Source organism: Erythrobacter sp. JK5, from assembly GCF_018205975.1.
Lineage (GTDB): Bacteria > Pseudomonadota > Alphaproteobacteria > Sphingomonadales > Sphingomonadaceae > Erythrobacter.
Window position 1 is genome coordinate 2,284,900 of record NZ_CP073577.1, and the last position, 12,489, is coordinate 2,297,388.

Annotated in this window: 11 protein-coding genes; 3 read left to right on the top strand and 8 right to left on the bottom strand. The window is 63.9% G+C overall.

The genetic code is table 11. The features are described from left to right. Nucleotides 1-37: 37 nt before the first annotated feature. Both KDC96_RS11060 and KDC96_RS11065 read right to left on the bottom strand, forming a co-directional pair. Entirely contained in the window at nt 38-1,324 is a 1,287-nt protein-coding gene (locus tag KDC96_RS11060) for an acyl-CoA dehydrogenase family protein (protein ID WP_212448487.1), read from the bottom strand. A 148-nt stretch (nt 1,325-1,472) separates the two neighbouring features. Then, nucleotides 1,473-2,837: a phosphotransferase gene (locus tag KDC96_RS11065; RefSeq protein WP_212448488.1), complete on the bottom strand. Its 1,365-nt coding sequence runs from the start codon at nt 2,835-2,837 to the stop codon at nt 1,473-1,475. Between the two features lie 81 nt (nt 2,838-2,918). Between KDC96_RS11065 and KDC96_RS11070 the strand changes: the two genes are divergently transcribed. Next, on the top strand, nt 2,919-4,259 hold the full coding sequence (locus KDC96_RS11070; protein ID WP_212448489.1) for a dienelactone hydrolase: 1,341 nt from the start codon (nt 2,919-2,921) through the stop codon (nt 4,257-4,259). Nucleotides 4,260-4,314: 55 nt separating this feature from the next. Here KDC96_RS11070 and KDC96_RS11075 read toward each other — a convergent pair whose 3' ends face one another. Next, nucleotides 4,315-5,742, bottom strand: coding sequence for an aldehyde dehydrogenase family protein (locus KDC96_RS11075; protein ID WP_212448490.1), 1,428 nt, complete (start codon nt 5,740-5,742; stop codon nt 4,315-4,317). Nucleotides 5,743-5,947: 205 nt separating this feature from the next. On the opposite strand from KDC96_RS11075, the gene KDC96_RS11080 reads away from it, so the two are divergent. After that, nucleotides 5,948-6,652 carry a glutathione S-transferase family protein gene (locus tag KDC96_RS11080; protein WP_212448491.1) on the top strand — a complete coding sequence of 235 codons (705 nt, stop codon included), beginning with the start codon at nt 5,948-5,950 and terminating at the stop codon, nt 6,650-6,652. Between the two features lie 57 nt (nt 6,653-6,709). After that, entirely contained in the window at nt 6,710-7,582 is an 873-nt protein-coding gene (gene mtnP, locus KDC96_RS11085) for an S-methyl-5'-thioadenosine phosphorylase (protein ID WP_212448492.1), read from the top strand. Here the strand turns inward: mtnP and KDC96_RS11090 are convergent. From KDC96_RS11090 to KDC96_RS11110, 5 genes are all read right to left on the bottom strand, one after another. Next, on the bottom strand, nt 7,579-8,157 hold the full coding sequence (locus KDC96_RS11090; RefSeq protein WP_212452622.1) for an isochorismatase family protein: 579 nt from the start codon (nt 8,155-8,157) through the stop codon (nt 7,579-7,581). The genes mtnP and KDC96_RS11090 overlap by 4 nt on opposite strands. A gap of 91 nt (nt 8,158-8,248) precedes the next feature. Further along, complete coding sequence (locus KDC96_RS11095; RefSeq protein ID WP_212448493.1) at nt 8,249-10,780, bottom strand: TonB-dependent receptor; 2,532 nt, start codon at nt 10,778-10,780, stop codon at nt 8,249-8,251. Between the two features lie 68 nt (nt 10,781-10,848). Continuing rightward, nucleotides 10,849-11,259, bottom strand: coding sequence for a nuclear transport factor 2 family protein (locus tag KDC96_RS11100; protein ID WP_212448494.1), 411 nt, complete (start codon nt 11,257-11,259; stop codon nt 10,849-10,851). Further along, nucleotides 11,259-11,690, bottom strand: a complete 432-nt coding sequence (locus tag KDC96_RS11105; protein ID WP_212448495.1) for a nuclear transport factor 2 family protein — start codon at nt 11,688-11,690, stop codon at nt 11,259-11,261. The genes KDC96_RS11100 and KDC96_RS11105 overlap by 1 nt, the downstream gene beginning before the upstream one ends. Continuing rightward, complete coding sequence (locus KDC96_RS11110) at nt 11,690-12,442, bottom strand: aspartate/glutamate racemase family protein (RefSeq protein ID WP_212448496.1); 753 nt, start codon at nt 12,440-12,442, stop codon at nt 11,690-11,692. The genes KDC96_RS11105 and KDC96_RS11110 overlap by 1 nt, the downstream gene beginning before the upstream one ends. Nucleotides 12,443-12,489 lie beyond the last annotated feature (47 nt).

The following is a 12,489-nucleotide window of genomic DNA, read 5'->3' on the forward strand; positions in this document are numbered from 1 at the left end:
CTGATCTTTTGCAGTCTTGTCAGATCAGACACCCTTTTCACCCAAACATCCCCTTCTTCGGCCCCAGATACCCGAACAGATACGCCGCCACCTTGCGCATCTGGATTTCCTCGCTGCCTTCGGTGATGCGGTAGCGGCGGTGGTGGCGGTAGATGTGTTCGAACGGCTTGTGCCGCGAATAGCCGATGCCGCCGTGGACCTGCATCGCGCGGTCCGCCGCCTCGCAGCACAGTCGGTTCGCCCAGTAATTGCACATCGAGACCTTGTCCGAAATCGTCCGCTCGATCTCCTCGTGCGGCATGTTGTCCATCTCCCACGCGGTCTTGAAGATCAGCAGCCGCAGCATCTCGGCCTGCGTCGCGAGCTCGACCAGCGGGAACTGGATCGCCTGGTTGCGCGACAGCTCCTGCCCGAACGGTTTGCGGGTGCGGGCGTATTTCACGCTCTCATCGATGCAGAACATTGCCGCGCCGCAACTCGAGGCCGCCTGCCGGATGCGGTTCTGGTGGACGAAGCTTTGCGCCAGCGCGAGCCCGCGTCCCTCGACGCCGAGCATAGCGCTATCGGGCACCCACACGTCCTTGACCGAAAGGCGCGGGTGGTCGGTCGGCATGTTGAAGGTCCACATCCACTCCTCGATTTCGAGGCCTTGGGTGGGATTGGGGACGAGGAAGCAAGTGATCCCGCTCGCATCGCCCGCCGCGCCGCCAGTGCGCGCAAACATCGCGCAATGCGTCGCGACATGCATGCCGGTGATCCACATCTTCTCGCCATTGATCAGCCAGCCATCGACCCCGTCGCGGGTCTCTTTGACCGCGTGCGTTTCCATATGCGTCGCGTCTGAGCCGTGATGCGGTTCGGTCAGGCCGAAGGCGACGCGGCGGGTGCGTTTGAACCCGCCGAGGATGAATTCCTGTTTCTGCTCCTCGGTCCCCCACTGGTCGAACATGGCGACGAAAGGGAAGTTGCCGACAATCGAGTGTTCGTTCTGGAGGTCGTTGTGGAGGCCGAGGCCCATCCGCGCAAAATGCTCACGGATCACCGCCATCCAGAGGTTCGATCCGTCCTTGCCGCCATATTGCTTGGGCGCGGAGAATCGCCAGTGTCCAGCCTTGTCCGCGCGAGCGGTGGCTGCCTTCAGCAGTTCCTCCCATTCCTCACGCGGCAGCCCGCCCGCCTCGAAGTCCGTCCGCGCCCATTCGCGGCGATGGTCGAAGAAGCGGATGTTGTCGTCCTGCTGCTCAAGCGGTTTGATCTCCGCCTCGATAAAGGCGTCGAGTTCGCCCAAATAGGCCTGCAGGTCGGCGGGAATTGCGAAGTCCATTATTGTGTCTCCAAACTCTTCAGCACCCGCTCGCCCTGAGCCTGTCGAAGGGCAGCCGCAAGGTCCGCCCAGCCGTGGGGCAAGCGTCGGCGCGTGTCCTTCGACAGGCTCAGGATGAGCGGGAGTGGTGCAGAACCCGGGCGGGTCACTACAGCCACCGTTCGCGCGCCACAGCTAGCGCCGGGTATTTGGGGGAATCAGTCCTCACACATTCGAGAGCCATGAATCTCAGATCGGATAGGAGATACTTGTCGCTCAGGTCTCTACTGCCCGAGAGTATAGCGAAAGACAGGTCTTCTGGATAATCGGCGACTCGATTGAGGTAGGCCGAAGACGTTTCCCGCTCGATAATCCCTAAGGCATTCCGCGCCACCGCCAACTGAAAGCGATCATGCCCCTTCATTTGATCTTTCATTGAGGCAAGCCATTCCGAAACCGCTACGGCGATTTCACTTGCAGTCGCCTCACCCTTCGGTTCGAAAGGTTGGTCCGTAAGACTGTCCCCAACCTGCGCCCGCCGCAGCTTGAGAGGCGCATCCTCTTCCAGCAGCATCAGCAAATCGAGCTCCTGCTCGCTGGTCCGCCTTGAGATCACCACCCTCTCCAGCATGCGGTCCTGCCCGCTGCGCCAGTGCTGCGCCATCTTTAGGCAGCCGAGCGCCCACCAAACGGTGCGGTGGATCAGCCAGTAGCGGAAGCGCTCGCGGTCGACTGTCACCCCCGCCTCGGCTTCGTAGGCGGCGAAGTAGTCCTCCAACGACCCCAGCCCCAGCGCGGGGCGGTCGTAGCGGGCGAAGCGCCATACCGCCATGCAGCCGAACGCCAGATCCTCGTGTCGGTCGCCGAAATGCGCCAGTTCCCAATCCAGAACGCCGGTCAGCCTGCCCGGCTCGGCGAGGAGATTGCCCATGCGATAGTCGCCGTGGACCAGCACCGGGTGGGCCGGGTCGGGGCAATTGTCCTCCATCCACTTGAGGCCCAGCGCGATGATCGGACGGTCGCCGCCCGCTTCCTCGAACTGCTGACGAAGGTCGGCAATTGCCGCGCGGTAGTCCATCACCGGCACCGCATCGGGCACGTCTCCCCGCTTGATCGAGTGAATCCGCGCCAGATCGCGCGCCGCCTGCCCGAGCAGCGCGTCGGCACCGTCGAACTCAAGGATTTCCCTGGGATTTGGCGTACCCGGCAGCGCGCGCATCACGAAGCCCGAACCGATCTCGTCCTCGGGTTCGAGCTCGACCACCACCTCGGGCGCAGTCACCCCCGCCGCCTTCGCCGCGCGGATTACCGCCGCTTCAACATCGTGGCCATAGGGGCGGTCCTCCATGAATGCGAGCGACGGCGCGCGGCGCAGCACGAACTCGTCACGCCGCCCGTCATTGGCACACGAAAACCGCCAGCTCTCCATAGTCGCGCCGCCGGTCAGCCGGTGCAGTCCCTCTGGCACGCCCAGCCCGGCGCGCTCCATCGCCCGCGTCAGTCCCGCGTTCAATTCCTCAGGCGTAGCCGCCATCGCTTCCTTCTCTCCCCATTCGCTGCCATGAGTGCCTGCAAAACCGGCCCTTCGGCAAGCTCTCAAATGACAGGATCACGCATGAAGAAACGCCATATCGCCCTCGCCGCGCTGGGAGTGCTCGCCGTGGGCGCGGGCACCGCCGCCTATGTCGCGACGCCGACGGTGCACGAAGGCGCGCCGGGCGAAACCCCCGAACTGGGGCGGTTTGGCGATTACACCGTCGGCACCAGCCTGCTCGAAATGACCCTGCCCGACCGCGTCACCTTCGGCGCGCTCGGCATGGCAACCGGCCAGACCGAGACCGGGGACCGCGTGCTCGACGTGCGCCTGTACTACCCGGCGGTCGAACGCACCGGGACCGGCGCGGTCGCCTACACCCACACGATGGACCCGCCCGACATGGAGCCGGTGACGCTCGACTATCAGGGGCGCGCGCTGGACGGCGCGGAGGCGCTGGCGGAGGGGCAGTTCCCGCTCGTTATCATGAGCCACGGCTTCAACGGCTGGAGCACGCAGTTCAGCAACCTCGCCGAACACATCGCCTCGCGCGGTTATGTGGTGGCGTCGATCGACCATGCCGACATGAAGCTGGAGGGGACCTCCGATTTCGTGCTGTCGTTCAGCCGGGTGTTGGCCAGCCGTTCGCTCGACCAGCGGCAGGTTTTGGCGCAGATACTGGCGGCGAGCGGTGAGGGAGCCGAAGGACCCTTTGCGCTGATCGACCCTGAACAGGTCGGCCTGATCGGCTATTCGATGGGCGGCTATGGCGCGCTGGCGACGGCGGGGGCGGATTACGATTACGAAAGCGGCACCTTCGCGACCGTACCCGGCGACGCGCTGGCGCCTTTGCGCGCGGTTGCGGGTGAGGATGCCGGGATCGACGCGGTCGTCGCCTTCGCTCCGTGGGGCGGGCAGCCGGACAACCGCGTGTGGAGCAGCGAAACGCTCAGCCGGATCACCGCACCGGTGCTGATCGTCTCGGGCGGTCAGGACGACGTTTCCAACCACGCCGAGGGCGTCAGCTGGATCTTCGACCAGCTCACCGGCACCAGCCGCCATATGCTCGTCTTCCGCGAGGCGCGGCACAATATCGTCGGCAACGCCTTCGCCATGCCCGAAGATGCGCCGTTCCGCGCGATCGAATTCGTCAGCGAGCCGGTGTGGCGGCAGGACCGGATCAACGGAATCAACCAGCACTTCGTCGCCGCCTTCCTCGACCTCCACCTGAAGGGCGATGCGGACAAGGCGGCCTATCTCGATGTGCCGACCACCGACGCCAACGCGGGCACATGGGAAACCGGCTTCGGCGAGCAGCTCAACGGCAAGTTTGCCGGGTCGGACGAGCCCGACCACTGGCGCGGCTTCCAGAAACGCTGGGCGGCCGGGCTGGATTTGTTCTCGAAGAAAGCAGGCGAATAGCAAACGGCCGCCCGGATCGCTCCGGACGGCCGCAAGCCAGTGCCGAATGCCCTCGTCAGGCGGGCACGTTGTCTTTCTTCACCGTAATGACCTGCGGATAGGTGAATTCCTTGAGCCCTTCCTTGCCGTATTCGGCGCCGAAGCCGGACTGCTTGTGCCCGCCGAACGGTGCGAAAGGCGACAGGTGCAGGTACTCGTTGACCCACACCGTGCCGGTTTCGAGCTGTTCCGCGATCTCGACACCCTTGTCCGGGTTGGCGGTCCACACCGCGCCCGCAAGGCCATAGTCGGAATTGTTGGCGCGCTGGATGACTTCGTCTTCGGTCGAGAATTTCATCAGCGGCATGACCGGGCCGAACTGCTCCTCGGCGACGATCCGCGCGTCTTCCGGCGGGTTGTCGAGGATCGTGATCGGGACGTAATAGCCGGTGCCCGAAGGATCGACATTGCCACCGGTCAGGAACTTGTAGCCCTTGTCCTTGGCGTCCTCGATCAGCTCGAGCACGCGCTCGTACTGCTTCTTGTTCTGGATCGGCCCGACCCCGGTGCCTTGCTGCGATCCGTCGCCGACCTTCACCGTCTTGGCGTATTCGACGATCGCCTCGCTCAGCTCGTCATAGATATCCTCGTGGATGTAGACGCGCTTGGCCGCGACGCAGATCTGGCCGGCATTGGAAAAGCTCGACCAGAACAGCTGTTCGGCAACCTTCTTGGGATCGGCATCGGGCAGCACGATCGAGGCATCGTTGCCGCCCAGTTCGAGCGTGATGCGCTTGAGATCGGCGCTCGCGCCTTCCATGATCTTCTTGCCGGTCGCGGTCGAGCCGGTGAAGGTGATCTTGTCGATATCGGGATGCTGGGTGATCAGCGGGCCGAGCGAATCCTCGCCGGTGATGATATTGACCGTTCCCGCCGGTACCTTGTCCGCGATCAGTTCGGCGAGGCGCAGCGTCGTCAGCGGGGTGAAGGGTGAGGGTTTGAGCACGATCGTGCAGCCGCTCATCAGCGCCGGGATGATCTTCTGCACCGCCATCATCACCGGGAAGTTCCATGGCACGATCCCGCCGACCACGCCCACCGGCACGCGGCGCGAACGATGCAGGCGGGTGTCGTCGTCCTGCACGATTTCCTCTTCGAGCTTGAGCGTCGCCTGCGCCGCCGACATGCCCGCCGCGCCGTAGATTTCGCCCTTGGCCTGTTCGTGCGGCTTGCCCTGCTCGCTGGTCAGCAGTCGATACAGCTCCTCGGCGTTCTCCTTGATCGCGCCGGAGATCGCCATGCAGGCGGCGTTGCGCTCTTCGAAGGAGGTGTTCTTCCAGGTCTTGAACGCGGCGCGCGCGGCGGCGACCGCGCGGTCGAGCTCGTCCTGGCCGCAGGCCGGGACCTGGCCAATCACCTGCTCATTCGCGGGGTTGACCACGTCGAGCCATTCGCCGGTGGCGACCATCTCGCCGTTGATCAGGTTCTTGTACTGGGTGACCATGTGTGTTCCTCTCTCGAATCCCCGCGCGGGGACGTCTCTCTTGCGCGAAAGTGGACTTTCATGCGCAAAAATCAATTGCGAAAACCGATCGCGATCCAGAGTCAGGACCCTAGGCCCTGGGACGCAAGCTTGCGCCTATCAGTTGCACCAAGTCCGTTGCTTCTGGCAACCGAAACCGTATGCAAGGCTGCAAAAGGAGACCCCGATGACCGAATCCGCCCCAGACTTCGTGATTTACGGCAGCCCGGTATCGCCGTTCGTGCGCAAGTGCGCGGCGCTGTGCCTCGAAAAGGACGTTCCGTTCGAAACCGAAGCGGTCAACGTGTTCGACCCGCCGCAATGGTTTGTCGACATTTCGCCGATGAAGCGCATCCCGGTGCTGCGCGATCGCTCGATCGCGGCGGAGGGGGTCGCGGGAACGGTGGCGGATTCCAGCGCGATCTGCGCGCTGATCGAGAAGAAACATCCCGAACCGCCGCTCTATCCCGCCGATCCCTACGCCCACGGCCGCGCGCTCTTCATCGAGGAATATGCCGACACCGTGCTCGCCCCGGTCGGCGGTCTCGGCATCTTCCGCCCGATCTTCTTCGCGGCGCAGAAGGGCGAGGAGCCCGATCTCGCGACCGCGCGCGAGACATGGGCCGCCAAGCTGCCGCCGGTGCTCGATTACCTCGACGGCGCGCTGGGAGATAACGGGTTCTACGCCGGGGATGCGCTGTCGATCGCCGACATTGCGGTCGCCTGCGTGCTGATGCAGATATCGCTGGTGGCCGAAACCCCGATCGACAGCTGGCCGCGCCTCGCCGCGCATTTCGAGCGGATGAAGACGCGCCCATCCATCGCTGGTCCGTTCGCAAAGGCGGACGGCTTCATCCGCAAGGCCTTGCCCGAGCGGTTTAACCTGACTTAAGGCCCTTTGCCTACACAGCGTGGCGAAGCCGCGTTTCGCGAAGGGGGCTGCACATCTATGGCCAGCGAATGGTGCATCGGGATCATCGGCGGATCGGGCCTGTACGCGATAGACGGGCTCGAGGACGAGCAGTGGATCGCGATCGAGACGCCGTGGGGCGAGCCCTCGGACGATATCCTGTGCGGCACGATCGGCGGGGTCAAGGTGCGGTTCCTGCCGCGCCACGGCCGCGGGCACCCGATCTCCCCGACCGAGCTCAACAGCCGCGCCAATATCGATGCGCTCAAGCGCGCGGGCTGCACCGATATTCTCGCCATCTCGGCAGTCGGAAGCTTGCGCGAGGAAATCGATCCGGGCCGCTTCGCGGTCGTCGAGCAGTTCATCGACAACACCAGGAAGCGCGAAAACACCTTTTTCGGCAGCGGCTTCGTCACCCACGTCTCGATGGCCGATCCGGTGTGTCCGCGCCTGTCCGACATGGCGGCCAAGGCCGTGTCCAAGGCCGAGGGCAAGGTCGCGACCGGGGCGACCTATCTCGCGATGGAAGGCCCGCAATTCTCGACCCGCGCCGAGAGCCGGATGTATCGCGCCTGGGGCGCCGACGTGATCGGCATGACGGCGATGCCCGAAGCCAAGCTCGCGCGCGAGGCCGAGCTGCCCTACGCGCTGGTCGGCATGGTCACCGATTACGATTGCTGGCGCGACGGAGAGGCAGTCGACGTGGCAGAGGTGATCGCGCAGATGGAAGCCAACGGCGAACTGGCGCGGGCGATGGTGGCGAATGTCATCGACGCCCTGCCCAAGAAGCGCAAACCCTCGCCGATCGACACCGCGCTCGACGATGCAGTCATCACCGCGCCGGATGAGCATGATCCCGACATGATGGCGAAGCTCGACGCGGTGGCTGGCAGGTTGCTTCGCGACCTCTAGGCGCCGGCAAGCGCGGCCAGGTGCTCCAGTACTTCGGCCTTGCCCACCACGTCGCCGTATTTGGCGTTCATGTCGAACAGGTTCGCGCGGTGCACATCCGCGTGCCGGTCGCCAACCGCTTCCTCGACCACGATCGGAATGAAGCCGTGCTGGCAGGCATCGACGCAGGTCGCGCGCACGCAGCCGCTGGTCGATAGCCCGGTGATGATCAGGCTGTCGTGCCCGTTCGCGGTCAGCGTCGAGGCGAGCGAGGTGCCGAAGAACGCGCTGGCGTATTGCTTCGAGATCACCAGTTCATCCTCGCGCGGCTCCAGCCCCGGGGCCACGCGCCCATCGGATTGCCGCGCACGAAACTGGTCAGCGCGCCGATCTTCTGGGCGAACCGCCCGCCATCGACCATCGAGGGATGGAACTCGACGTTGGTGTAGATCACCCGCACTCCCGCCGCACGCGCCGCTTCGCGCAGCTCCAGCGCGGCGGCGAGCGCGGGTTCGACATCGGCGTAAAGCGGGCTGTCCTTGGCGAAATACGCCGCGACGAAATCGATCAGGATCAGCGCCGGACGCCGCCCGAATCCGATCCGGCCGTCGAAGACGCCCGAATAGTTGCTCCCTGCGTCTTCGCTATCGCCCACCCGAAGGGCTCCCGTTCATGCGGCGCGTGCCGTCAGAAATTGTATCCGACCTCGATCCCCAGCCGCTGCCTGCCGCCGGGTGAGATGAACGATCCGCCGAACTCGATCGCCGGGATCACCTCGTTGAGATACTTGCGGTTGAGCAAATTATCGGCAAACGCGGTGATGTTCCAGTTGTCGCCTTCCAGCCCGAAGCGCAGATCGAGCACCCCGAACGCCTCGCGCTCGGTGATCGAATAATCGGCATCCCCGACAAAGCCCGGCAGCATCAGCGCCGAAATCGGCAGCAGCCCGCTGAACAGCGTCGGCGAGGGATCGTCCTGCACCGTGTGGAACCAGGTCGGCCCGGTAATGCGATAATCGGCGCGCAGCACCAGGTCGAAAGTGCGCGCAATCGGCGCGACCATCTGGGTGCCGAGGTTGATCGTGTAATCGGCGGTGTAGGGCGATTCGTTGCCCACCGTGATCGGTCGCGAGGCGTTGGCCTTGATCTCGCTTTCGGTGACGTTGAACGCGCCGAAGATATCCCAGCCGGGAATGATCTCGGCATTGAGATTCAGCTCCGCCCCGTAGACCTCGACCTCGTCGATGTTCGAGACCACGCGCAGCAGCCCGAACGCGCCGACGAAGAATTCGAAGAACTGCATGTCGTCGATCTCGGTGTAATATCCGGCGAGGTCGAAGGTCACCCGCCCGTCGATCAGCGAGCCCTTGAGCCCCGCTTCGAACGCGCTCGACTTCTCCTTGCGGAAGATGTCCTCGATCAGCACGTTGGTGCCGATGAACTGGTTGAACGCCTGGTCGACGATCGCTGCCGAACCCTGGTTGTTGAACCCGCCCGATTTGAAGCCGATCCCCCAGTTGGCGTAGAAATTGAGATCGTCGTTCAACGCGTAGCGCAGCGAGACCTTGGGCTGGAACTGCTTGAAGGTTTCCGACTGGTCGGCGATCGGCTGCACCACCCCGCCGAGCACCTGCTGACCAGGATTGATCGGGCCGCCCGTGAACGGATCGAACACGGTCGGCACGAGGTTGCGCACGCTGCGTTCCTCGATGTCGTAACGCCCGGCCAGGCCGATCTCGAACCGGTCGGTGACTTCGAAATCGACCGACGCGAACGCGGCGTAGACATCGGTCGAGAAATCATCGTTGTAGAGCTGCGTGGTCGGGTTGATCGAACCCGGCGCGTTGTAGAGCTCGGTGATGATCCCGCCGCCGAGATCCGCGCCTAGGCTCACCCCGACCTCGCGATCGATATGGAGGTAATAGGCCCCCACCTGCCATTCGAACGGTCCGTCGCCATTCGAGGCGAGGCGGATTTCGGCGCTGATGTCGCTCTGTTCGCGGATCTGGTACTGCGTCCCGTCGCAGGTCGTCGGGCTGTAGGGGCCGAAGGTCGATCCCGTCGCCGGGTCGAAGATGAACGGGACCGGCGTCTGGCCGATGAAGGTCGGCGGGTTGATCGGGAAGCCGGTCAGTGCCGCGGTGCTCGCAAAGCACGCATTCGACGCATCGACCGATGCCTGCGTCGCGCCCGGGAAGGTGAAGCGCGCGAAGTCGGCCGATGTTCCGTCCGCGGTCAGTGCCTGGTCGACATCACTGTAGAGCGCCCATGCCGTCAGCGTGACGCCGTCGAATTCATGTTCGATCTTGGCCGACGCCTCGAACGTCTGCTGTTCGTTGGTGGGGCGGATGTTGGAGAAATAGTCGAACGGATGATCGTTCACGTCCTCGAAGAACGCCGGATTGACGCCCGCGAAATTGGGCAGGTGGAACGCGGCGTTGAAATTGATCGATCCGCCCGACAGATCGGCATAGCGCGCCTTGATGTCGACTTCGGTAGCCGGACCGAGCTGCGCCACGAACCGTCCGTCGACCGACCAGACTTCCTGATCGTCGACCGAGTTGGAATTCAGGAAGCGGTTGAAGAAGAACCCGTCGGTGGTGGAATAGCTGCCCGACAGGACGATCCCGGCATTCGTGCCGATCGGTGCCGAGATATAGGCGCTGCCCGCATAGGTATCGTCCTGCGCAGCGGAAAGCTGGATGCCGCCTTCGAGCACGTCGCCGGGCTTGAGCGTCTGGATCACGACCGCACCCGCCGCCGCGTTGCGGCCGTAGAGCGCGCCTTGCGGCCCCTTCAGGATTTCGATCTGGCGCAGCGTGCCCTGGTTCTGGTTGAGTTGCGCGGTGTTGGTCTTGAGAATACCGTCGACCACCAGCGCGACCGAGCTTTCCGCGTCGCGCGCGCCGTTGATTCCGCGGATGTTGATCTGGGTATCGCCCGCTTCGGCGGTGCCGGTAACGATGGTGACGCCGGGGGTGAGCTGCACGAACTGGTCGGCGCGCTCGATCCCCGCCTTTTCCAGTGTATCGGCGGTAAACACCGTGACCGAGGCCGGAACTTCGGCAAGCGATTCCGACTGCCTCCGGGCGGTGACTATGATCTGGTTGCCATCGTCGGCAGCGGTTTCGGTGTCCTGGTCCTGGGCCAGCGCGGGGACAGCGGGCAGCAGCGCGGCCATGGCGACGCCGCCGGCCAGTGCGAATTTGAAGTTCCTCATCGTATTCAGACCTCCTTGGTCCTTGGTTGTCGGGCGCGCGCGGTGGCGGCCAGAAGGCTGTTCTCGTGTCAGGTCAGGACGTTCGCGCCGCTCATGTAGACGTAGACTTCCTGGAATTTCGGACCGTCATCGCCGGGGCGCAGACGCCAGAAGTTGGTGTTGTGGAGCAGGGTCACCTGGCCTTGCGAATCGTGCAGCTCGGCAACGAAACAGGCGGAAATGCGCCCGTTCGCCTCGTCCACGGTGCAGATGAAATCGCGGTGGATGATGGTTTCGTAGGCGGCGAAGAAATCCTCGAACATGCGGCGGATCTCGTCTTTGCCGCTGTGCCGGGTGAAATCGGTCTGGACGCAGAACAGCGCTTCGTCGTGGAAGCAATCGAGCGTCGCCTCCATGTCCTTGGCATCGACATTGGCGAAATATGCCTTGGTCGCGAATTCGATCAGCTGCGCGCGGCCCAGCGTGGGTTCGTACTGCATCAGGCGTCTCCTTCCTTCAGCAGGTTGTCGCCGCTCATGTAGACGTAGACGCGGTGGAACAGCCGGTCCTTGAGGTAGAAGCGGTTGCAGTTCTCGTAGCGCAGCTGATCGCCGCCATTGGGCGTTATCAGCACGGTAAACTGGCTGTTGATCGCGTTGGTCGCCGGATCGGCGGTGTGCACGAAATTGCCGTGCCAGATGTTCTCGAAATCGGCGAACAGCTTGACGAACATCGCCCGGATCGCCTCGCGCCCCTCGTGCAGCGTATCGCTCGTCACCTCGTGCAGATTCGCGTCGGGCGTGAAGCAGTTGAGCACCCGGTCGAGGTTCTTGTTGTCGACCCCGTCGAAATAGCGCTTGGTCACGATATCGACGTAGAACGGGTAGGGCAGCGGCACCTGGCCGCTTCCACCTTCGGTCCATTCGCTCATCAGTACCACCCCTTTCGGATGTCTTCGGTCTTCGGAACTTCGGGCGCGGGAAACGCCTTCTTCGAATGGGTGAGACCCAGCTCGATCTGCGTTTCGAGCAGCTTGTAGGCGACCTGTCCGGGGTTCAGCACCGGGATCGGCAGCTCGCTGTCGAGATAGGCGGCGGACTGGTGCATGGTGGTCGATCCGAGCACGATCACGTCGGCACCGTCCTCCTCCATCGCCTTGGTCGCCTCGGCCTTGAGCTTGCCGAACACGACCTCTTCCTTGCCTTCGAGCAATTCGGTCACGTCGGGCCGGGTGTCGATCGAACGGAGCGAAGCGCACCGGCTCCACCAGCCGTATTCGGTGAGCGTCTTCTCGTAGAGCGGAAACCATTCGGGCCACATCGTCAGCACCGAGAATGTCTTGCCGAGCATCATCGCCATCGCGAAGCTCGCCTCGCCCGGGCCGACGACCGGGATCGACAGCACGCTGCGCAGCGGACGCATCCCGCTATCGCTGACCGTGTCGATCAGGACCCCGGCATAGCCTTCGTCCTCGGCGGTCACCCCGGCCTGAAACACCGTCCAGTCCATCAGCAGCGTATCGTGATAGGAATCGCCCAGCGCTGCACCCCAGCGCACCGCCTCGAACTCGGGCTGGAAACCGGCACGAACGAAATCGTCCGGCAATTGCTCGGCGCGGTTCGAAACCCCGGCCTCATCCATCGGGATGGGGACGATAACCTTGATACGCCTGACCTGCGCCATCGGTGATATCTCCCTTTAGGCCGCGCCATATTGTATACAATTTGCCT